Raw genomic sequence first — 20,850 nt, 5'->3', positions numbered from 1 at the left:
CCCGCCGTCACTGCCCGAACCTCCTCACATACCGCCGCTGCCACGGCGTCTCCACCGCATGCCGGTCATAGTGCCGCCGCACATACGCCACCGCCTCCTCCCCCGGCACCCCGTCCAGTACGGCGAGGCAGGCCAGCGCCGTGCCCGTACGGCCGCGGCCTCCGCCGCACGCGATCTCCACGCGCTCCCCGGCGGCCCGCTCCCAGGCGTCGGCCAGCACCACGCGGGCGGCGGCCCGGTCCGACGGGAGGCGGAAGTCGGGCCAGCGGATCCAGGCCGACTCCCAGGGGACCTCGGGCGGCTGCTTGCCGAGCAGGTAGATGCCGTGGGAGGGCAGGGGCGCGCTGGGGTCCAAGGGGTTGCGGAGGCCTCGCCCGCGCACCAACCGGCCGGACGGCAGTCTCAGGACGCCGGTGTCACTCTCACTCCACAGATCGGTCACGCCCCTCATCATGCTGCGCGCCCGCTCGCCCGGGAGCGAAATCAGCCCACCCCCCGCGACTCCTCCGCCGCCCGCGCCTCGATCCCCCGGAAGTGGACCGCCATCGCCCGCTGCGCGCCCTCCACGTCGCGGGCGCGCAGGGCCGTGACGATGTCGCGGTGGCGGCGGACCGTGAGCTCGGGGGTGGGGTCGTCGGTCCAGCCGCGGGCGCCGGAGACCCGTCGGAAGACCGTCCAGAAGGCGGCGAGGAGCTGGGGGACGAGGGCGTTGCCGAGGGAGGCGTACAGGGCCTCGTGGAACTCGCGGTCGAGGTCGGGGAACGTGCTGCCCATGCGGGCCGTGGCGCCGGCGGACTCCATACGGGTCACCACGCCCTCCAGCTTGTCCAGTTCCGCCTCGGTGAGCGTCGCGGCGACCCGGCGGATCAGGCCCTCCTCCAGCACCTCCCGGACCTGGAGGATCTCGGCGAGGGCGCCGGTGTCGTCGTCGTGCCGGGCCAGGGCCCGGAAGGTCAGGCCGTCGACGAGCGGGGTGAGGGACGCCCTGCCGACATAGGTGCCGTAGCCGTGTCTGATCTCGACGATGTCGAGGGCCTGGAGGGCCTTGAGGGCCTCGCGGACGGAGTTGCGGCTGACACCGAGGGCCTCCATCAGCTCGGCCTCGGTGGGCAGCGGGGCGCCGGCGGTGAGTCTGCGGTCGAGGATGAGCTGGACGACTTCGCGCTGTATCCGGCTGGTCCTGGGCTCCTCGGACATGCGCCGCATCGTACGCGCCCCGGACGTCCCACGTCCCACCTCTGGCGGTACCCGGCGCCCGACCTCCCCTGATAGGCCGTCAAGTCACCTGAAACCAAACGCCATTGGTACGACCTCTGGCAGATACGCCATTCGTGTGCGACCCCTTGACCGCCCCCACGCCCCCTCCTATGGTCACGCTGACCGCCAGGACGTAGGACGTCGTATCTCCCCCCTTCACGCCTTGCCAGATCTCTGGAGGACCCGTGCGCGACGTGACCCACGACGTACCGGCGCCGCACCGCCGGACGTTCCTGAAGTACACCGGCGCGCTGGGCGCGGCCGCCGCCGTCTCCGCGTCGTTGTCGGCCTGTTCGTCGGGGCCGGAGTCCACCAACGAGACGGGCGGGGGCGACGGCGCGGACCGGACGCTCACCGCGGTGATCGGCTACGGCAACGACGGCAGCTGGGACCCGACCCAGACGGCGTCCGCGTTCTGCATGGCCGCCAACAACCACATCTACGAGGGTCTGCTGGACACCGATCCGATCTCCCGCGAGCCGTACGCGGCCCTGGCGACCGAGGTGCCGAAGGACCCGGACGGCACGTCCTGGAAGTTCGCGCTGCGGGCCGGTGCGACGTTCCACGACGGCAAGCCCGTGACCGCCGACGACGTGGTGTTCGTCTTCGAGCGGATCCTCGACCCGAACACCCAGACCCTCGCCAAGGGCTTCTTCGCGAGCTGGCTGAAAGAGGTCCGGAAGATCGACGCGCGGAACGTGGAGCTGGTGCTGAAGTTCCCGTTCCCGGACGGGCTCTCCCGGCTGACGCTCGCCAAGATCATGCCGAAGCACGTGTTCTCCCAGCCGGGCGGCTGGGACGAGGCCATCAAGGGCAAGGCGATCGGCTCGGGGCCGTATCGGCAGACCGCTCACCACCCCAAGTCGAACACGACCTTCGAGGCGTTCGCCGACTACAACGGGCCCCGCAAGCCCGCCTTCCGGAAGATGAACTGGCTGACGATCGTGGACGCCGCGCCCCGCGTCGCGAAGATCTCGGGGTCGAGCGCGGGGGCGCAGATCGCGGACAACATCCCGTACGCCAACATCGGGCAGTTGGAGAGCGGCGGTCTGACGGTCGCCGGCGGGGCCGGGATGAACAACCTGTTCCTGATGTTCAACACGAAGCACAAGCCCTTCGACGACGTACGCGTGCGCCAGGCCCTGCACTACGCCATCGACACCGAGAAGATGGTGGAGGTCGCGCTCAAGGGACGCGGGAAGCCGTCGAGCTCCTTCCTCGACGAGAGCAACCCGTCCTACCGCCGGGCCAAGACGGTCTACGACTACGACCCGGACAAGGCGAAGGCGCTGCTCAAGGCGGCCGGGGTCAAGGGGCTGAGCATCGAGATCCTCGCGGTGAACGTGAGCTGGATCGTGGACTGCCTGCCGACCGTCAAGTCCTCCTGGGACGCGATCGGTGTCCGCACGACCCTGTCACCGCAGGAGACCACGGCCGTCTTCACCAAGATGGACCAGAAGCAGGACTACCAAGTGGTCGCCGCCGCCTCCAACCCCAACCAGTTCGGTCTCGACGCCGATCTGATCATGCATTACAACTACGGGCCCGAGAACCTGTGGATGCAGTACACGCGCTGGGCGGGCAACTCCGTCGCCAAGGCGCTCTTCAGGGACATGGACCGGGCCACCCGGGAGCCCGACGCCGCGAAGAAGACGGCGATGGTCCAGGACTACATCGACGTCGTCGCCGAACAGGCCGTGCTCTACCCGGTCGTCCACAACGAGCTGATGACGGCCTGGAACCCCGAGCGGCTCAGCGGGATAAGGCCACAGCCGTACCCCGGTATCAACCTCCTCCAGGCCAAGTGGGCCTAGCGGTATGACCGCTGTTCTGCGGATCCTGCTCCGCCGCATCGCCCTGCTCGTGCCGCTGATGCTCGGCATCGTGCTGTTCGTGTTCCTGGTGATGCGGTTCTCGGACGTCGACCCGGCGTCCGCGTTCTTCCAGGGCGCCAACCCGACACCCCAGCAGCTGCACGACTTCCGCGAGGAACACGGCCTGCTCGACCCGCTGCCCGTGCGCTACGTGGACTTCGTCGCCGACGTGCTGCACGGCGACATGGGCACCAGCGCGTTGACCCGGGCGCCGGTGATCGACCAGGTCACCACCGCGCTGCCGCTCACCCTCCAGCTGACCTTCCTGGGCCTGGGCATCGCGGTCGTGCTTTCCCTGGTGGGCGGGGTGACCGCGGCGATCTACCGGGACCGGCTGCCCGACCAGATCATCCGGGTCGTGTCGCTGACCGGCGTCGCCGCGCCCGGCTTCTGGCTGGCGCTGCTGATGATCCAATACCTGGCCGTCGACCTGGGCTGGTTCCCCACCGGCGGCTACATCAACCCGGCCGACTCCTTCACCGGCTGGCTGAAGACCATGACGCTCCCCGCCCTCGCCCTGTCCCTGCCGGTGGCGGCGCAGCTGACCCGGATCGTGCGGACGGCGGTGGTGGAGGAACTGGACAAGGACTACGTACGGACGGCGATCGGGAGCGGGCTGCCGCCCCGGGTCGTGGTCGGGCGGAACGTGCTGCGGAACGCCCTGATCAATCCGCTCACCGTGCTCGGGCTGCGCGTCGGCTATCTCCTCGGCGGCGCGGTCGTCATCGAGACGATCTTCTCGCTGCCGGGCATGGGCAAGCTGATGATCGACGCCGTGAAGAACGGCGATCCGGCCGTGGTCCAGGGTGTCGTCCTGACCACGGCGGCCGGGTTCGTCGTCGTGAACCTCGTCATCGACGTCCTCTACCTGCTGGTCAACCCGCGACTGAGGGATGCGACCACATGATGACCCGCAAGAGTCTCACTACGGCGCTGTCCCGGCCCGGCGTACGGCTGCGCGGCCTGCGCAGGCTGCCGCTGCTGTCGAAGATCGCCGTCTGCTTCCTGGCGGTCGTCGTCCTGATGGCGCTGCTCGCGCCGCTCCTCGCCCCGCACGACCCGCTCGACCAGCAGCCGCCGGTCGACGGCACCGGGCATCCGTCCGCCGCGCACTGGATGGGCCAGGACAGCCTCGGCCGGGACATCCTCAGCCGGTTGATGTACGGGGCCCGCTGGTCACTCGCGATCGGGCTCGGCGCCACCGGTCTGGCGCTGGTGGTCGGCGCGCTGCTCGGGGCGATCGCGGCCACTTCACGCAAGGCGGTCGACGAGACGCTGATGCGCTGTCTGGACGTGGTGATGGCGTTCCCCGGCATCGCGCTGGCCGCCGTGCTGGTGGCGGTGTTCGGCGGTGGCATCACGGTGCTGATCTGCGCGATCGCGTTCCTGTTCACGCCGCCGGTGGCACGGGTCGTCCGGGCGAACGTCCTCGACCAGTACGGCGAGGACTACGTGACGGCGGAACGGGTGATCGGCGCCCGGACCCCGCACATCGTGCTGAAGCACGTCGCGATCAACTGCGCCGCGCCGGTGCTGGTGTTCTGCACGGTCCAGGTCGCCGAGGCGGTCGTCTTCGAGGCGTCGCTGTCCTTCATCGGGGCGGGTGTCCGGCCGCCCGACCCGTCCTGGGGCAGTGTCATCGCGGACGGCAAGAACATGGTGCTGACCGGCGGCTGGTGGGCGACCGTGTTCCCCGGGCTGCTGATGCTGGTCACGGTGCTGTCGCTGAACATCCTGTCCGAGGGCGTGTCCGACGCGTGGGCGGCCCCGTCGGCGCGGGAGGTGGAGGCGCCCGAGGACGACCGGCTGGAGGCGCCGGAGCCCGGCACCGGGGAGGTCGTACAGCTGCCCGGCCTGGCGGAGGCGGCCCGGCGGCTGCGGGCCCGGGCCCGCCGGCTGCCCCGGGACGGCCAGCCCGTGCTCGCGGTGGAGAACCTCGCCATCGGCTTCGACCAGCGGCACGGCGGCGTGGACATCGTGGACGGCATCAGCTTCGAGGTGCGTCCCGGTGAGGTGCTGGGCCTGGTCGGCGAGTCGGGCTGCGGCAAGTCGCTGACCGCGCTGGCCGTCATGGGCCTCCAGCCAAAAGGGGCGCGCGTCAGCGGACAGGTCCGCTTCCAGCAGCGGGATCTGATCGCCGAGCCGATGCGCGTACGCCGCAAGCTCCTGGGCCACGAGATGGCGATGATCTACCAGGACGCGCTGTCGTCGCTGAACCCGGCGATGACGATCCGGGCGCAGCTCAAGCAGGTGGTCCGGCGCGGCGGGCGGCGCAGTCCGGCCGAGTTGCTGACGATGGTCGGCCTCGACCCCGAGCGCACCCTGCGCAGCTACCCGCACGAACTGTCCGGCGGCCAGCGCCAGCGCGTCCTGATCGCCATGGCCCTGTCCCGCGACCCGAAGCTGATCGTCGCCGACGAGCCGACGACCGCCCTCGACGTCACCGTGCAGGCCCAGGTCATAGAGCTGCTGCTGCGGCTGCGCGAGGAACTGGGCTTCGCGCTCATCCTCGTCTCGCACGACCTGGCGCTGATCGCGGACGTCACCGACCGGGTGGTGGTGATGTACGGCGGGCAGATCGTGGAGACCGGCGTGACCGCCGACCTGGTGGAGGCACCGGCCCATCACTACACGCGCGGCCTGCTCGGCAGTGTGCTGTCGCTGGAGTCGGCGCAGGAGCGGATGACACAGATCAGGGGCGTCGTGCCGTCTCCGGCGGATTTCCCGGCGGGCTGCCGGTTCACGGACCGCTGCCCGCGCGCGAGCGGGATCTGCCTTACGACGGCTCCGGTCCTGGCCGGTCCCGAGGCGCACACGGCGGCCTGCCATCACCCGGCCATAGAGCTGTCGGCCACCGAGACCGAGGCGGTGTCATGAGCGCACTCGTGGAGTTGGCGGATGCTCACGTCGTCCACAAGGCCCGCAGCGGCGGCCTGTTCACCCGCGACCGGGTGTACGCCCTGACCGGCGCCGACCTGGCCATCGCGCCCGGCGAGACCGTCGGTGTGGTCGGCGAGTCGGGCTGCGGAAAGTCGACGCTGGCGAAGGTGCTGGTCGGGGTGGAGCGGCCGACGCGGGGGACGGTGTCGTTCCGGGGCCGGGACCTGTGGGCGATGCCGCCCGCCGAACGCCGCCGGGCCGTCGGCGGCGGTACCGGCATGATCTTCCAGGACCCGTCGACGGCCCTGAACCGCCGCCTGCCCGTCCGGCAGATCCTGCGGGACCCGCTGGACGTGCACGACCGGGGCACGAGGAGCCAGCGCGACGAGAGGGTCCGGGAGTTGATGTCCCTGGTCGGTCTCCCCCGGGCCCTCGCCGACGCCCTGCCGGGTCAGTTGTCGGGCGGGCAGCGGCAGCGCGTCGCGATCGCCCGGGCGCTGGCGCTGGACCCGGACCTGGTCGTGGCGGACGAGCCGACGAGCGCCCTGGACGTGTCGGTCCGGGCGCAGATCCTCAACCTCCTGCTGGATCTGAAGGAACGCCTGGGCCTCGCCCTGGTGTTCGTCTCGCACGACATCCAGACGGTACGGCGGATGAGCGACCGGGTGATCACCATGTACCTGGGCCGGATCGTGGAGGAGTCCCCGGCCGCCCTGGTCACCGACCGGGCTCGGCACCCGTACACCCGCGCGCTGTTCTCCGCCACGCCCGGACTGCTCGACCCGATCGACCCGATCCCGCTGGTCGGTCCGGTGCCGTCGGCGACCCGTCCGCCGAGCGGCTGCCCGTTCCGCACCCGCTGCTGGAAGGCCGACGGGACGTGCGCGGCGGCGATGCCGGACTTCTCGGCCGCGTCTGCACCCGCCCACCGCTTCCGCTGCCACCATCCTGTCCGGGAGGACGAATCGACCCGCGACCTCGTCCACCGACGCGACCCGATGGAGGCTCCATGACCCTCACCCCGCTGACCGGTGTCATCCCGCCCGTGTGCACGCCTCTGACACCGGACCGCGAGGTGGATGTGCCCTCGCTGCTCAGGCTGGTCGACCATCTGGTCGCCGGCGGGGTGAGCGGACTGTTCGTGCTCGGCTCGACGTCCGAGGCGGCGTATCTGCCGGACCGGCAGCGCAGGCTGGTCGTCGAGTCGGTCGCGGCGCATGTGAGCGGGCAGCTCCCGGTGCTGGCCGGGGCGATCGACATGACGACGGCCCGGGTCCTGGACCATGTCGCGTCGGTGACGGCGGCCGGAGCGGACGCGGTCGTCGTCACCGCCCCGTTCTACGCCCGCACCCACCCGGCCGAGATCGCCCGCCACTACCGCGCGGTCGCGGCCGGCAGCCCGATCCCGGTCATCGCCTACGACCTTCCCGTCGCCGTCCACACGAAGCTGCCCGCCGACGTGGTCCTGGAACTGGCCGCCGACGGTGTCCTCGCCGGACTCAAGGACTCCAGCGGCGATCTGGCCGCCTTCCGGCAGGTCCTCACCGGCGCCCGGGACCGCCAGGGCATCACCGGCTTCAGCGTGCTGACCGGCTCCGAGCTGATCGTCGACGCGGCGCTCGCGCTCGGCGCGGACGGCACGGTGCCCGGCCTCGGCAACGTCGACCCGCACGGCTACGTCCGCCTGGACGGTCTGTGCCGTGCCGGGGACCGGGACGAGGCCCGTGCCGAACAGGAGCGCCTGTGCGCCCTGTTCGGCATGGTGACGGTCGGCGACCCGGCCCGGATGGGCCCCGCTTCCTCGGCGATCGGCGCCTTCAAGGCCGCGCTGCACCTGCGGGGCGTGATCGACTGCCCGGCGACGGCGGAGCCGCAGGTGCCGCTGTCGCCGGACGAGGTGGAACGGGTCGGGAAGTACCTGGCGGCGGCCGGGCTGCTCTAGAGGTCACCGACGGGGAGGCGGCGGAACTCGATCGTCTCGTAGGTCCCCTGGACTCCCGTCTCGTAGAGGATCCCCACCGCCTTCCGGCCGAGCGGCACCAGATCGGAGTAGGCGGCGGGCTGCTGGGAGAGCGTCAGGGCCTTGGTGAACGTGGCCCCTCCGTCGGCGCTGCGCCAGAGGGCCATCGCCCGGCGGGCGGTGGGGACGGAGGGCCCGGCGAACAACAGCGGTCCGTGCCGCCCGGCGACTTGCAGAACGCTGCCCTGGACGACCGGGACCTCGTTCAGGGTGGGCTGCACTGCGTAGGGCCGCTCTAGGGACCGGCCGCCGTCCCGCGAGTGGCTGTCGAGGCGGTTGCCGGGGCTGGTGCCGTGCTGGTCGCGGGCGTTGAAGTAGACCCTGCCGTCGGGGAGCTGGGCGGCGATCGACTCGTTGGCGTTGTTCACCCCGTCGTAGGAGTCGTCGACGAATCCCGGGCGCCAGGTCCTGCCGCCGTCGTCGCTGAGCAGCGCGTGGGCGCCGTAATAGCGGGGCTCCTGGCCGGTGTCCGGGGAGCCGGCGGGCGGGGCCGCCGAGTGGTTGGCGGGGACGACCAGCCGGCCCGTATGCGGACCCCGGGTGAGGGCGATCGCATGGCCGGGGCCGGTCGCGTACCAGCGCCAGTTCGGGCGCTTGACCTGGGCGGTGATCTCGCGGGGTGCGGTGAAGTGCCGGCCGTCGTCCCGGCTGTGCTGCACGAACACCCGGCGACTCTGCTCGGGCGTGACCTCGCCCCGCATGATCTGGGCCTCCGTCACCTTGCCGCTGTTGTAGGAGGTGAGGAGCACGACCGTGCCGGTGCGCGGGTCGACGACGGGGGCCGGGTTGCCCCGGGTGTCGCCCTTCCCGGCGGCGACGACGGTGAGCGGACCCCAGGTGCAGCCGCCGTCCGTCGAGCGCCTGAGGACGACGTCGATGGCGCCGGTGTCCCCCGCGCCGCCGCGTCGGCCCTCGGCGAAGGCGAGGACGGTGCCCTTGCCCGTGGTGACGGCGGCGGGGATGCGGTACGTGTCGTAGCCGCCCTCGCCCGAGACGTACGGGACGGAGGAGACGCAGCCGGGGGCGGCCGAAGCGAAGGGCGTCGCGGTGAGGGCCGGGAAGAGGACCGTGGTCACGAGGAGGGTGCGGCAGAGGAGTCTCATCCTGCTCCTGAAAAAAGGGGGGCGCCGGATGGTGCCTGTCCGTCAGATGTTCCCCGGTGTCACGATCCCCGACTCGTACGCCACGATGACGAGCTGCGCCCGGTCCCGCGCCGCCAGCTTGCCCATGATGCGGCTGACGTGGGTCTTCGCGGTCAGCGGGCTCAGCCCCAACACCTCGGCGATCTCGGTGTTGTTGAGGCCGCGCCCGACCAGGCCGAGCACCTCCCGCTCGCGCTCGGACAGACACTCCGGCCCGCCGGTCGCCGGTGCCGAAGGGCTGCGCAGGAACCGCTCGATCAGCCGTGCCGTGGGCCCGGGCGACAGCAGGGAGTCCCCGGCCGCGACCGTGCGGATGGCGTCGAGGAGTTCGGCCGGCCTGGTGTCCTTGACCAGGAACCCGGAGGCACCGGCGCGCAGGGCGTCCACGATGTACTCGTCGGTGTCGTAGGTGGTGAGGATCAGGACGCGGACGCCCGCCAGGTCGTCGTCGGCCGCGATCAGCCGGGTCGCCTCGATGCCGTCCAGGTCGGGCATGCGGATGTCCATCAGCACGAGGTCGGCGCGCCCGCTGCGGGCCAGTTCCACGGCCTGCCGGCCGGTGGCGGCCTGACCGACGACCTCCATGTCACGGGCCGACTCCACGAGCATCGCGAACGCCTCCCGCACCAGGGTCTGGTCGTCCGCGAGCAGCACTCGGATGGTCATCCGGTCCTCTCCCCCGTCGTGTTCCGCGTCGTGGTCAGCGGCAGGACCGCGGCCACCTCGAAGCCGCCCCCGGGGCGCGGTCCGGCGTCGAGTGTGCCACCCACGCTGCGGGCCCGCTCCCGCATTCCGACGAGCCCGAAGCCCGGGGTGCCGCCCGGGTCGGGTCCGGTGCCGTCGTCGCTGACCGACAGATGCAGGGCGCCCTGCCGTTCGTCCAGCTCCACACGGACCGAGACATCGGGCCCCGCGTGCCGGACCGCGTTCGTCAGGGCCTCCTGCACGATGCGGTAGGCGGCGGCGCCGACGGCGGGCGGTGCGTGCCGTATCCGTACGGTCTGCTCGACCCGGGCACCGGCCAGCCGCGCGGCCCGCGCCAGGTCGGGCAGGCCGTCGAGGCCGGGCAGCGGGCCGCGGGCCTCCGGCGGGCCGTGCTCGCGCAGCACCTCCAGCGTCGTACGGAGTTCGCCGCGGGCGCTGCGGCAGGTCTCGGCGATGTCGTCGAGGGCCTTGGCGACCGTCTCCCGGTCGAGCCGCTCGGGGTCGGCCGCCAGCACATGGGCGGCGACGGAGGTCTGCACACCGATGAGGGTGATGCTGTGGGCGAGCAGATCGTGCAGGTCCCGGGCGATCCGCAGCCGCTCCTCGGCGACCCGCCGCCTCGCCTCCTCCTCCCTGGTCCGTTCGGCCCGTTCGGCCCGCTCCACGATGGAGGCGACGTACTGGCGGTAGAACCGCACGTCGACTCCGCAGAACAGCACGGCGACGACCCAGCCCGAGATCTGCAGCATCCTCAGGGCCTCGTGGGCGTTGATGGTGAGCATCGTGCTGGTCGAGAGGGCGAGGACGCCCGCCCCGACCAGGACGGCACGCAGCGGGCGGCCGGTGACGGCGACGGTGTACAGCGCGATGTACGTGGCCGGGGTCGGTGCGGAGTGGGGGTTGTCGAGGGCGTGGTACGGGGCGACACAGGCCACGACGACGAGCAGCACGAGCAACGGCCGACGCCGCCGCCACACGATCGGCACGTTGCACGCGACCAGCAGCACCCACCCCAGCGCATCGGGCCCGCCGCCGCCCCCGAGCAGCCCGAGCCCGACGGCCACCACGGCGGCGGCGACCGCGAGCAGGGCGTCGTTACGCAGGGCGTGCGGGGCGGTGAGGGGGTCGCGGTTGATCGCCGCGATGATCCGATTGCCGATGGTGGGTGGCTGCACGGGCATCATCCTTATAGGGGTCGCTCTGCTGAGCTGCGGGCAATCGTGCCGCTAAGGGCGGCACGGGTGGGCGCAGCGGCACCCCGCTACGCCGGGCTGCGCACCCGCCCGCGCTCAGCCTCAACGGGCAGTTCCGGTGCACGCGAGAGCCTCCCCGGCCACCACACCCGCCGCCGCAACAGCACACTCGCCGTGGTCACCAAGTACGTACGCACCAGGAACGTATCCACCAACACCCCCACAGCGATGACGAACCCGAGTTCCACCAGCCCGACCATCGGCAACGTCGTCAGCACGGCGAACGTCGCCGCGAGCACCACCCCCGCCGAGGCGATCACCCCACCCGTCGTCCGCAACGCGGTGAGCGCGGCCACCTCCGGCTCGGCCCCCCGTACGGACTCCTCCCGCATCCGGTGCATCAGGAAGATGCCGTAGTCCACCCCGAGCGCCACCAGGAACACGAAGGACAGCAACCCGAGCCCGGCATCCGTACCACCGAACCCGAACACCGGCTCGAAGACCAGCCCGCCGATGCCCAGCGCCGCACCCCACACCGCGACCACCGCCGCCAGCAGCAGCAACGGCGCGACGAGGCTGCGCAACAGGCCGACGAGGATGACGAACACGGCGGCGAGCACCAACGGCACGACCACGCCACGGTCCCGGGACTCGCTGTCGGCCAGGTCGATCTGCTGGGCGCTGGGCCCGCCGACATACGCGCCCTGAGGATCCAGCCCGGCCCGCAACGCCTCGATGGTCCGGGTCTCCGACGACGTCTCGGGCGCGGCGGTCGTGAAGACGGCGATCTCCGTCCACCCGGAACCACTCCGCCCGGGAACCACCTCGGCGACCCCGTCGGTCGCACGGGCCCGCTCCGCCACCGCCCCGGCCCGTCCCTCGGGCGCCATGACCGTCACGGGCCGGCTGCTGCGCTCGGGATACTCCTGCGCCAGCGTCCGCATCGCGGTGATCGACTCGGGCCGCTCGGTGAACGAGTCCTCCTGCTTGATGCCGCCGGACAGATTGAACGTGCCGAGCGCCAGGGCACCCAGCAGCACGCCCCCGCCGACCAGCACCAGGGCGGGCCGGCGCGTCGCCGACGTGCCCATCGCGGCGAACAGCGACCGCCGGGCCTTCGGCTCGCTCCCGAAGGAGGGGATCAGCGGCCAGAAGACGCGCCGCCCGAGCAGGACCAGCACCGCGGGCAGCAGGGTCGTCATGGCGACCAGCGCGGCGAGGACGCCGACCATGCCGACCGGCCCCATGCCGCGGCTGCTGTTGAGGTCGGCGGCGAGCAGGCACAGCAGCCCGGCCGCGACGGTCCCCGAGGAGGCGAGGACGGCCGGACCGCAGCCGCGCAGGGCGGCGCGCATGGCGTCGTACGGCCGCTCGTGGCGCCGCAGTTCCTCGCGGTAGCGGGAGACGATCAGCAGCGCGTAGTCGGTGCCGGCGCCGAGGACGAGCACGGTCATCACCCCGCCGCTCTGGCCGGTGACGGTGACGTCGAACAGTTCGTGGAGTCCGTATCCGGCGGCCATCGCCGTGGCGGCGGCGACGCCCGCGACGGCGAGCGGGACCAGCCACAGGAAGGGGCTGCGGTAGATGAGGATCAGCAGCACGGTGACGACGCCGAGCGTGGCGAACAGCAGGGTGGCGTCGAGCGTCCCGAACACCTTGTTCATATCGGTGTTCAGCGCCCCCGGCCCGCCGACCTCGACGCTCAGCCCGCCGCCGCCCCCGGCGATGTCGCGCACCCCGTCGACGAAGGCGTCCCGGGCCTCCTCGTCCTGCCCCGGCTGGGTGCTGGAGACGGGGTACATCAGGGTGGAGCCGTCCTTCGACGGAACACCCCGCGCCTCGCCGCCCGTCAGGTCGTAAGCGCCGCCCACCTCGGCGAGCTGCTCGGCGGCGGTGCGCCGGTCGGCGTCGGTCAGGCCGCCGTCCCGGTGGTAGACGAGCACCAGGTCGGTCGACTCCCCGCCGGGCAGCCGGTCCTGGATCCGGGCCACCTGGGTGGAGTCGGCGCTGTCGGGCAGATAGTCGACCGCGCGGTTCTGCTGGATACCGGAGAACTTCCCGGCGAGCGGCCCGAGCAGGACGAGCGCGGCCAGCCACAGCCCGACCACCGCCCAGGGCACCACGGCCCGCCGCCGCCCCGTTCCTGTCCTTGTGTCCCCCATCAGCCGGGCTCCCTCCGCGTCGGGTGTCTGGAACGCTCTCCAGACTCCCGGCGCGCGGGCGCCGGTTCGTCGGGCGCGAGGCCGACTTACGGGGTACTGCCCGGGGCGGCACGAGCCGCGGACTACTCCCCGGGGAGTAACGCGGGTATCGCGGGGAGGCGTCCTACGACGGCGTGCGCGCGGCGGCCGCCAGCAGCCGGGTCACATCGTCCGAGCAGATGGTCAGCGCCGCCCCCACCGTCGCGAGGACGTCACGCTCGGCCGGGGTGTACGGCCCGTCCGCCAGGGCGATGCGGGCGCCCTGGAGCAGGATCGACTCACGGCCGACGGTGGCGAGGTGCGGGGCCAGCGGGTCCAGCGCCTCGTGGAGCTCTATGGCCAGCCCGGCGCCGCAGGGCTCGCCGGAGATCCGGCCGGTGTCCGCCTCCAGCGCCTCGACGAGGGCGGCGAGCTGCTCCTCCGTACAGTCGTCGAAGCCGGCCGCGCGCACGGCGAGCACGGCGGTCTCCAGGGCCGTACGGGAACCGGCGCCGCCCGCCGCCAGCACCGCGAGGGCGACGGTGTGCACGGCGTCGCGGAGCATCGCGGAGAAGCGGGTGGTCGTCGGATGGTCGAGGACGTCCGTGCCGAAGTGGCGGCGGCAGGCGGCGCACTCCACGACCGGGCCGGTCTCGCCGCGCGGCAGCACGGGCAGGCCGAGCAGGGTGAAGCGGCGCTGTCCGGTCAGCCGCTGGTAGTTCCGGTCGCCGCCGCAGCCGGGGCAGAAGAACTCCCCGTCACCGGCGGCCGTCCATGCGATACGGGTGCCCAGGATGCTGGAAAACCTGGCGGCATGGCCGTTTCGTCCCCGTCCTGGCAGCACGTCGCACCTCCGTCACGCCGCGCGGCAGCGTCGCCGCGCTTGCGTGATGTTAGCCACATCCATGAGGAGGAGTCAGCACCCCGGAGGAGACCTTTCCGTGACCCTCACAGGGATTGGCCGGTATGTGACGGGGCTCCACCCGCCGGACAACGGCGGGCAGAGCCCCACAATCCCCGTTACGACTGGTCAGCGCGTCGCGCGGTTGACGGCCGAGACGACCGCCTTCAGGGAGGCGCGCGTGGTGTTCGCGTCGATTCCGATCCCCCACAGGACCTTGTCGTCGATCGCGCATTCGATGTAGGAGGCGGCCTGCGCGGAGGCGCCCTCGCTCATCGTGTGCTCCTGGTAGTCCAGCAGGCGTACGTCGATGCCGACGGACTGCAGCGCGTCGAAGAAGGCCGAGATGGGGCCGTTGCCCGAGCCGGTCAGGACGGTGTCCTGGCCGTCGACCGTGGCCTCCACCTTCAGCGTGTCCACGCCGTCGGTGTCGGTGGTCGACTGGTTGTTCTTGACCTGGATCCGGCCCCAGGGGTTCTCGGGGTTGGGCAGGTACTCGTCCTGGAAGGCCGCCCAGATGTCCTTCGGCGTGACCTCGCCGCCCTCGGCGTCCGTCTTGGCCTGGATGACCTTGGAGAACTCGACCTGCATACGGCGCGGCAGGTCCAGGCTGTGGCCGTCCTTCAGGACGTACGCGATACCGCCCTTGCCGGACTGCGAGTTGACCCGGATGACCGCCTCGTAGGAGCGGCCGACGTCCTTGGGGTCGATCGGCAGGTAGGGCACCGCCCACTCGATGTCGTCGACGGTGACGCCCTTGGCGGCGGCGTCGGCCTCCATGGCGTCGAAGCCCTTCTTGATGGCGTCCTGGTGGGAGCCGGAGAAGGACGTGTAGACCAGGTCGCCCACGTAGGGGTGGCGCGGGTGGACCTCCATCTGGTTGCAGTACTCCCACGTACGACGGATCTCGTCGATGTCGGAGAAGTCGATCTGCGGGTCGACGCCCTGGGAGAAGAGGTTCATGCCCAGGGTGACCAGGTCGACGTTGCCGGTGCGCTCGCCCTGCCCGAACAGGCAGCCCTCGACGCGGTCGGCGCCGGCCATCAGGGCCAGCTCGGCGGCGGCGACGGCGGTGCCGCGGTCGTTGTGCGGGTGAATGGAGAGGACCACGTGCTCGCGACGGGTCAGGTTGCGGCCCATCCACTCGAAGCGGTCGGCGTGCGTGGAGGGCGTGGAGCGCTCGACGGTCGCCGGCAGGTTGAGGATGATCTCGCGGCCCGGGCCGGGCTGCCAGACGTCCATGACCGCCTCGCAGACCTCCAGCGCGAAGTCCAGCTCGGTGTCGGTGAAGATCTCGGGGCTGTACTGGTAGCCGAACTCCGTCTCCGGGCCCAGCAGCTTCTCCGCGTACTCCATGACCAGCCGCGTGCCGTCGATCGCGATCTGCTTGATGTCGTCCTTGGAGCCGCGGAAGACGACCCGGCGGAAGACGGGGGCGGTGGCGTTGTACAGGTGGACCGTGGCGCGCTTGGCGCCCTTCAGGGACTCCACCGTGCGCTCGATCAGGTCCTCGCGGGCCTGGGTCAGTACGGAGATGGTGACGTCGTCGGGGATCGCGCCCGGCTCCTCGATGATGGAGCGCACGAAGTCGAAGTCGGTCTGGCCGGAGGCCGGGAAGCCGACCTCGATCTCCTTGTAGCCCATCTTGACCAGCAGATCGAACATGGCGCGCTTGCGGGCGGGCGACATGGGGTCGATCAGCGCCTGGTTGCCGTCGCGCAGGTCGGTGGAGAGCCAGCGGGGGGCGGTGGTGATCCGGTTGGCCGGCCAGGTGCGGTCCGGGATGTCGACCTGCTCGTAGCGGCCGTACTTGTGGATCGGCATGGTGCTGGGCTGCTGGCGGTTCGCCATGATGCGGGGGCTCCTCAGGATGTCCGGAAGGACGGCCGACGACGCAGCACCAAGCTCCGCGGGGAGGGGGTCGGCCTCGACTACAGGCCCTCGCCGCGGCAGCTAAGGAGAAGCAGCCCGAAACGCATGATGCGCAGCATGCTAGCCGAGCCTCTCCGGACGAGGGGTTCCGTATCAGTATGCGGGACTGCAGCGCCCCGAAAGGGGCGCGGGGAACTGCGCGATCAGCCACATTCGGCCCGCGCCCGTAACACAGCGCAACCGCCTATGGCGCCTGCATCCCCACATTTCACCAATCATGGTTGCACCTGGTGACAAAATAATCACCCAGTGCAATGGTGCGGGGCATGACCAACCACGGGGGCTTCGAGCCCGTCTTCTGCACCATCGTTCCGCCCCATGTCCTCGACAAGCTCTCCCAGGCCGAGGACCCCGCGCTGGCCGGACCGGCCCGCCGGACCCTGCAGCGCGACGCCTTCGAGCGCACCCAGCGCCGCCTCACCACGGTCCTCGGCGCGAGCGCCGTCGCCTCGGTCGCCGACGGCAAGCCGCAGCGCACGATCCACGACGCCCGGCACGGCACCGACCTGCCCGGCCACAAGGTCCGCGGCGAGGGCGACAAGCCCGGCAAGGACGCCACGGTCAACCGCGCCTACGCCGGCCTCGGCGCCACCTTCGAGCTGCTCCTCACGGCGTACCAGCGCGACTCGATCGACGGGAACGGCCTGCCGCTGAACGCGACGGTGCACTACGACCGCGACTACAACAACGCCTTCTGGAACGGCGAGCAGATGGTCTTCGGGGACGGCGACGGGGAGATCTTCCTCGACTTCACCATCCCGATCGACGTCATCGGCCACGAGCTCGTCCACGGCGTCACGCAGTACACCGCGAACCTCACCTACTTCGGCCAGCCGGGCGCGCTGAACGAGTCCGTGTCGGACGTCTTCGGCGCGCTGATCAAGCAGTACACACTCGGCCAGACCGCCGCCGAGGCCGACTGGCTGATCGGCGCGGGCCTGCTCGCCCCGCGGGTGACGGGCGTGGCGCTGCGCTCCATGAAGGAGCCGGGCACGGCGTACGACGACGATGTCCTCGGCAAGGACCCGCAGCCCGCGACCATGGACGACTTCGTCCGCACCGGCCGCGACAACGGCGGTGTCCACATCAACTCGGGCATCCCCAACCACGCCTTCTACCTCGCGGCCACGGCCCTCGGCGGCCATGCCTGGGAGCGCGCGGGACAGGTCTGGTACGACGTGCTGACCGGCGGCGAGCTGAAGGAGCAGGCGATGTTCACCGACTTCGCCACGCTCACCGTCAAGGCCGCCCGGGAGCGCTTCGGCGACGGGGAGGAGCTGGACGCCGTGTCGAAGGCCTGGGAGCAGGTCGGGGTGCGGACCCTGTAGTTCCGTACTAGACAGGTGCCATGCGGATTCAGGTGAGGCGCACAGGCGGGTTCGCGGGTATCGAGCGGCATGCCGAGGTGGACACCTCGGGCCGCCCCGATGCCGCCGAGTGGCACGCCCTGGCCGAGCAGGCGGTGGCCGCCGGCCGGGGCACTCCGCCGATCGGGGTGCCGGACGGTTTCAGCTACCAGCTCACGGTGGACGACCGGACGGTCTACTGCTCCGACCCCCGGCTGACGGACGAGCAGCGCAAGCTGATCTCTCGGGTGCTGAAGGAAGGGGCGTAACAGGTCCTGGGCGGCGGCCTGTTGACTTCCGTTACCACCGGTACGGATGATCCAGCGCATGGCGACTGACGCAGGCAATCCGATCCCCCGTTTCCCGGCCGGTTTCCTCTGGGGCGTGTCGACCTCGGCGCACCAGATCGAGGGCGCGGTGGACGCGCGCGAGCCGTCCGTGTGGGACGCCTTCACGGCCGAGCCGGGGCGGATCAAGGACGGCTCGACGGCGGCGGTGGCCTGCGACCATGTCCACCGCCACCGCGAGGACGTGGCGCTGCTGGCGGACCTCGGCGTGAACGCCTACCGCTTCTCCGTCTCCTGGCCGCGGGTGCGCTCCGAGAAGGGCCTGGACTTCTACGACCGGCTGGTCGACGACCTGTGCGCGGCGGGCGTCCGCCCGGTGCCGACCCTCTTCCACTGGGACCTGCCGGCGGACCTGGACTGGCTGGAGCGGGACACGGCCGCGCGCTTCGCCGAGTACGTGTCGCTGGTCGCCGAGCGCCTCGGTGACCGGGTGACCAAGTGGATCACCCTGAACGAGCCCGCCGAGCACACCCTGCTGGGCCACGCCCTGGGCGTGCACGCACCGGGCCGGAAGCTGCTGTTCGACGCGCTGCCGGTCGCCCATCACCAGCTGCTGGCCCACGGCCTGGCCGTCCGGGCCCTGCGCGCCTCGGGCGCCACGGACATCGGCGTCGCCAACTCGCACGGCCCGACCTGGGCGGCGTCGACCGAGGCGGCGGACGTGGAGGCGGCCGATTTCTACGACCTGCTGCTGAACCGCCTCTTCGCGGACCCGCTGCTGCTGGGCCGCTACCCGGACGGCATCGGCGAGCTGATGCCCGGGGACGTCGAGGCCGACCTGAAGGTGATCGCCGAGCCGCTCGACTGGTACGGCGTCAACTACTACGCGCCGACCCGGGTGGGCGCCCCGCAGGGCACGGAGATCGAGTTCGGCGGCGTCTCCATGCCCGCCGAACTGCCCTTCTCCGTCCGCGAGATCGAGGGCCACCCGGTCACGGACTTCGGCTGGCCGGTCGTACCCGAGGGCCTCACCGAACTCCTCACCGGCTTCCGCGAGCGCTACGGCGACCGGCTCCCGCCCGTCGTCATCACCGAGAACGGCTGCTCCTACCCGGGCGTCGACGACCAGGACCGCATCGCCTACCTGGACGGCCATGTCCGGGCGCTGCACCGGGCGCTGGAGGCGGGCGTCGATGTGCGCGGCTACTTCGTCTGGTCCCTGCTCGACAACTTCGAGTGGGCGGAGGGCTACGCGCGCCGCTTCGGCCTGGTCCATGTCGACTTCGAGACCCAGGAGCGGACCCCGAAGTCGTCGTACCGCTGGTACCGGGAGCTGCTGAAGGCGCAGGACGCCACGGGCGCCACGGCCTGACGCCCACGCCGGCCACGGGCCGGGCCGGGGATGGTTGCAGGGTGAACTGCTCTGCGAGCATGATTACTTGCGCGACCAGAGTCGGAACCCCACTCCCCACTCCCGGCCGGTCCGTTGTCCGCCTCGCCCCTTCCCACCCCCCACGGAAGGCGACTGCCGTGTCCCCCCACACGACGTCCATCCCCCGGTTCCTTGACGCGGTGCGCCCGGGCCGCACCCACTGGCTGGAGCTGCCGCCGCACCGGACCAGCGTCAGAAGCGCCCGTCATGCCCTGCGGGCGCGGCTGGAGTCGTGGCAGGCACCCGACGAGGTGTGCGCGAACGCCGTCCTGCTCGTGTCCGAGCTGGTGACCAACGCCGTGCTGCACACGCTCAGCGCGCGGATCCTGTGCGGTGTCGGGCTGCTGCCCGACGAGCGCTTCCGGCTGGAGGTGCACGACGGCGACCTCTCGGGCCGCGGCATCCCCGACCGCAGCCCCGGCCTCGACGACGAGAACGGCCGCGGCCTGCTGCTCGTCCGGGAGATAGCGGAGAGCTGGGGCATCACCCGCTCGACCCTCACCGGCGGCAACGCGGTGTGGGCGAGCCTGGCGACGCCGTAGTGACGAGCCTGGCGACACCGTAGTGGCGAGCCTGGCGAGGCCGTCGTAACGAGCCTCAGAACCCCAGCTTGCGCAACTGCCGCGGATCCCGCTGCCAGTCCTTCGCGACCTTCACATGGAGGTCCAGGAAGACCGGCGTGCCCAGCAGGGCCTCGATCTGCTTGCGGGACTTGATGCCGACGTCCTTCAGGCGCTTGCCCTTGGGGCCGATGATGATGCCCTTCTGGCTGGGGCGCTCGATGTAGACGAAGGCGTGGATGTCGAGGAGGGGCTTGTCGGCGGGGCGGTCCTCGCGGGGGAGCATCTCCTCGACGACCACGGCGATGGAGTGCGGCAGCTCGTCGCGGACGCCCTCCAGCGCGGCCTCCCGGATCAGCTCCGCGATCATGACCTGCTCGGGCTCGTCGGTCAGATCGCCCTCGGGGTAGAGCGCCGGGCCCTCCGGCAGGAGCGGCACGATCAGGTCGGCCAGCAGGTTCACCTGCTTGTCCCCGACCGCCGACACCGGGACGATCTCCGCCCACTCGAAACCGAGCTCCTTGCCGAGCTGGTCGATCGCGATGAGCTGCTCGGCGAGCGTCTTGCCGTCCACCAGGTCGGTCTTCGTGACGATCGCGATCTTCGGCGTCTTCTTGATGGACGCCAGTTCCTTCGCGATGAAGCGGTCGCCGGGGCCGAGCTTCTCGTTCGCCGGCAGGCAGAAGCCGATCACGTCGACCTCGGCCCACGTCGTGCGCACGACGTCGTTCAGCCGCTCGCCCAGCAGCGTGCGCGGCTTGTGCAGACCCGGGGTGTCGACCAGGATCAACTGCGCGTCCGGGCGGTGCACGATGCCCCGCACGGTGTGCCGCGTCGTCTGCGGCTGATTCGCCGTGATCGCCACCTTCTGGCCGACCAGAGCATTCGTGAGGGTGGACTTGCCCGCGTTGGGACGGCCCACGAAGCAGGCGAAGCCAGCCCTGTGGACAGCTTCGGCCGGCTCTTCGGATGACTGGGTACGAACGCTCATGGCGCCCATTCTCCCTGATCCACAGAGCCCCGCCGCACAGGCGCCCGAACGCCGCCCGGCCGGTGAGCTCCAGGAAACCCTCACGCAACGAAACGTCACGGAAACACACCCGTACGCAACCCGAAACGGATGCCGGTGAACCTCTGACGA

At 71.4% G+C, this 20,850-nt stretch carries 18 protein-coding genes; 9 read left to right on the top strand and 9 right to left on the bottom strand.

The window, feature by feature from the left end:
• Positions 1 to 7: 7 nt before the first annotated feature.
• Together KJK29_RS25880 and KJK29_RS25875 are read right to left on the bottom strand one after the other, a co-directional pair.
• Positions 8 to 442, bottom strand: coding sequence for a protein-tyrosine phosphatase family protein (locus KJK29_RS25880; RefSeq protein ID WP_251057939.1), 435 nt, complete (start codon positions 440 to 442; stop codon positions 8 to 10).
• Between the two features lie 41 nt (positions 443 to 483).
• Positions 484 to 1,206, bottom strand: coding sequence for a FadR/GntR family transcriptional regulator (locus KJK29_RS25875; RefSeq protein ID WP_215121516.1), 723 nt, complete (start codon positions 1,204 to 1,206; stop codon positions 484 to 486).
• 236 nt (positions 1,207 to 1,442) lie between these two features.
• Here KJK29_RS25875 and KJK29_RS25870 point away from each other — a divergent pair, with 236 nt between their 5' ends.
• From KJK29_RS25870 to KJK29_RS25850, 5 genes are read left to right on the top strand one after another with little or no spacing between them, the layout of a single operon-like run.
• On the top strand, positions 1,443 to 3,071 hold the full coding sequence (locus KJK29_RS25870) for an ABC transporter substrate-binding protein (RefSeq protein ID WP_215121515.1): 1,629 nt from the start codon (positions 1,443 to 1,445) through the stop codon (positions 3,069 to 3,071).
• A 4-nt stretch (positions 3,072 to 3,075) separates the two neighbouring features.
• Entirely contained in the window at positions 3,076 to 4,038 is a 963-nt protein-coding gene (locus KJK29_RS25865; RefSeq protein WP_215121514.1) for an ABC transporter permease, read from the top strand.
• Positions 4,035 to 6,008 carry a dipeptide/oligopeptide/nickel ABC transporter permease/ATP-binding protein gene (locus KJK29_RS25860; protein WP_215121513.1) on the top strand — a complete coding sequence of 658 codons (1,974 nt, stop codon included), beginning with the start codon at positions 4,035 to 4,037 and terminating at the stop codon, positions 6,006 to 6,008. The genes KJK29_RS25865 and KJK29_RS25860 overlap by 4 nt, the downstream gene beginning before the upstream one ends.
• On the top strand, positions 6,005 to 7,024 hold the full coding sequence (locus KJK29_RS25855; RefSeq protein WP_215121512.1) for an oligopeptide/dipeptide ABC transporter ATP-binding protein: 1,020 nt from the start codon (positions 6,005 to 6,007) through the stop codon (positions 7,022 to 7,024). Before KJK29_RS25860 ends, KJK29_RS25855 begins: the two co-directional genes overlap by 4 nt.
• A complete protein-coding gene (locus KJK29_RS25850) occupies positions 7,021 to 7,953 on the top strand; it encodes a dihydrodipicolinate synthase family protein (RefSeq protein WP_215121511.1) in 933 nt (310 codons plus the stop codon). The genes KJK29_RS25855 and KJK29_RS25850 overlap by 4 nt, the downstream gene beginning before the upstream one ends.
• Here KJK29_RS25850 and KJK29_RS25845 read toward each other — a convergent pair.
• The 6 genes from KJK29_RS25845 to leuA all read right to left on the bottom strand — a co-directional run bounded on the left by KJK29_RS25845 (position 7,950) and on the right by leuA (position 16,003).
• The gene (locus KJK29_RS25845; RefSeq protein WP_215121510.1) at positions 7,950 to 9,134 is read right to left on the bottom strand and encodes a sialidase family protein; all 1,185 of its coding nucleotides are present in this window, start codon (positions 9,132 to 9,134) and stop codon (positions 7,950 to 7,952) included. The two genes, KJK29_RS25850 and KJK29_RS25845, sit on opposite strands and share 4 nt — an antisense overlap.
• 42 nt (positions 9,135 to 9,176) lie before the next feature.
• Positions 9,177 to 9,839: a response regulator transcription factor gene (locus KJK29_RS25840; protein ID WP_215121509.1), complete on the bottom strand. Its 663-nt coding sequence runs from the start codon at positions 9,837 to 9,839 to the stop codon at positions 9,177 to 9,179.
• Positions 9,836 to 11,062, bottom strand: a complete 1,227-nt coding sequence (locus KJK29_RS25835; RefSeq protein ID WP_215121508.1) for a sensor histidine kinase — start codon at positions 11,060 to 11,062, stop codon at positions 9,836 to 9,838. Before KJK29_RS25835 ends, KJK29_RS25840 begins: the two co-directional genes overlap by 4 nt.
• Before the next feature lie 77 nt (positions 11,063 to 11,139).
• Entirely contained in the window at positions 11,140 to 13,233 is a 2,094-nt protein-coding gene (locus KJK29_RS25830; protein WP_215121507.1) for an MMPL family transporter, read from the bottom strand.
• 163 nt (positions 13,234 to 13,396) lie between these two features.
• Positions 13,397 to 14,095 carry a tellurite resistance TerB family protein gene (locus KJK29_RS25825; protein ID WP_215121506.1) on the bottom strand — a complete coding sequence of 233 codons (699 nt, stop codon included), beginning with the start codon at positions 14,093 to 14,095 and terminating at the stop codon, positions 13,397 to 13,399.
• Between the two features lie 186 nt (positions 14,096 to 14,281).
• Positions 14,282 to 16,003 (bottom strand): 2-isopropylmalate synthase, encoded by a 1,722-nt coding sequence (gene leuA / locus KJK29_RS25820; protein ID WP_215121505.1) that lies wholly within the window; start codon positions 16,001 to 16,003, stop codon positions 14,282 to 14,284.
• A gap of 347 nt (positions 16,004 to 16,350) precedes the next feature.
• Here leuA and KJK29_RS25815 point away from each other — a divergent pair, with 347 nt between their 5' ends.
• From KJK29_RS25815 to KJK29_RS25800, 4 genes are all read left to right on the top strand, one after another.
• Positions 16,351 to 17,412, top strand: coding sequence for a M4 family metallopeptidase (locus tag KJK29_RS25815; protein ID WP_215121504.1), 1,062 nt, complete (start codon positions 16,351 to 16,353; stop codon positions 17,410 to 17,412).
• Positions 17,413 to 17,432: 20 nt separating this feature from the next.
• Positions 17,433 to 17,699: a protealysin inhibitor emfourin gene (locus KJK29_RS25810; RefSeq protein WP_215121503.1), complete on the top strand. Its 267-nt coding sequence runs from the start codon at positions 17,433 to 17,435 to the stop codon at positions 17,697 to 17,699.
• Between the two features lie 58 nt (positions 17,700 to 17,757).
• Positions 17,758 to 19,089 carry a GH1 family beta-glucosidase gene (locus tag KJK29_RS25805; protein WP_215121502.1) on the top strand — a complete coding sequence of 444 codons (1,332 nt, stop codon included), beginning with the start codon at positions 17,758 to 17,760 and terminating at the stop codon, positions 19,087 to 19,089.
• A 158-nt stretch (positions 19,090 to 19,247) separates the two neighbouring features.
• On the top strand, positions 19,248 to 19,691 hold the full coding sequence (locus KJK29_RS25800; RefSeq protein WP_251057938.1) for an ATP-binding protein: 444 nt from the start codon (positions 19,248 to 19,250) through the stop codon (positions 19,689 to 19,691).
• A gap of 55 nt (positions 19,692 to 19,746) precedes the next feature.
• On the opposite strand, the gene era is transcribed toward KJK29_RS25800, so the two are convergent.
• A complete protein-coding gene (era, locus tag KJK29_RS25795) occupies positions 19,747 to 20,709 on the bottom strand; it encodes a GTPase Era (protein ID WP_189723452.1) in 963 nt (320 codons plus the stop codon).
• Between the last annotated feature and the right edge of the window lie 141 nt (positions 20,710 to 20,850).

Origin of the sequence: Streptomyces koelreuteriae (assembly GCF_018604545.1) — a bacterium.
Taxonomy (GTDB): Bacteria; Actinomycetota; Actinomycetes; order Streptomycetales; family Streptomycetaceae; genus Streptomyces; species Streptomyces koelreuteriae.
This window is presented reverse-complemented; position numbering and strand designations above follow the sequence as displayed.

Coding starts and splice junctions, on each gene's coding strand:
- KJK29_RS25875 (WP_215121516.1), bottom strand. CDS start 1,206: ATGCGGCGCATGTCCGAGGAGCCCAGGACCAGCCGGATACAGCGCGAA.
- KJK29_RS25865 (WP_215121514.1), top strand. CDS start 3,076: ATGACCGCTGTTCTGCGGATCCTGCTCCGCCGCATCGCCCTGCTCGTG.
- KJK29_RS25860 (WP_215121513.1), top strand. CDS start 4,035: ATGATGACCCGCAAGAGTCTCACTACGGCGCTGTCCCGGCCCGGCGTA.
- KJK29_RS25855 (WP_215121512.1), top strand. CDS start 6,005: ATGAGCGCACTCGTGGAGTTGGCGGATGCTCACGTCGTCCACAAGGCC.
- KJK29_RS25850 (WP_215121511.1), top strand. CDS start 7,021: ATGACCCTCACCCCGCTGACCGGTGTCATCCCGCCCGTGTGCACGCCT.
- KJK29_RS25845 (WP_215121510.1), bottom strand. CDS start 9,134: ATGAGACTCCTCTGCCGCACCCTCCTCGTGACCACGGTCCTCTTCCCG.
- KJK29_RS25840 (WP_215121509.1), bottom strand. CDS start 9,839: ATGACCATCCGAGTGCTGCTCGCGGACGACCAGACCCTGGTGCGGGAG.
- KJK29_RS25835 (WP_215121508.1), bottom strand. CDS start 11,062: ATGATGCCCGTGCAGCCACCCACCATCGGCAATCGGATCATCGCGGCG.
- KJK29_RS25830 (WP_215121507.1), bottom strand. CDS start 13,233: ATGGGGGACACAAGGACAGGAACGGGGCGGCGGCGGGCCGTGGTGCCC.
- leuA (WP_215121505.1), bottom strand. CDS start 16,003: ATGGCGAACCGCCAGCAGCCCAGCACCATGCCGATCCACAAGTACGGC.
- KJK29_RS25815 (WP_215121504.1), top strand. CDS start 16,351: ATGACCAACCACGGGGGCTTCGAGCCCGTCTTCTGCACCATCGTTCCG.
- KJK29_RS25810 (WP_215121503.1), top strand. CDS start 17,433: ATGCGGATTCAGGTGAGGCGCACAGGCGGGTTCGCGGGTATCGAGCGG.
- KJK29_RS25805 (WP_215121502.1), top strand. CDS start 17,758: ATGGCGACTGACGCAGGCAATCCGATCCCCCGTTTCCCGGCCGGTTTC.
- era (WP_189723452.1), bottom strand. CDS start 20,709: ATGGGCGCCATGAGCGTTCGTACCCAGTCATCCGAAGAGCCGGCCGAA.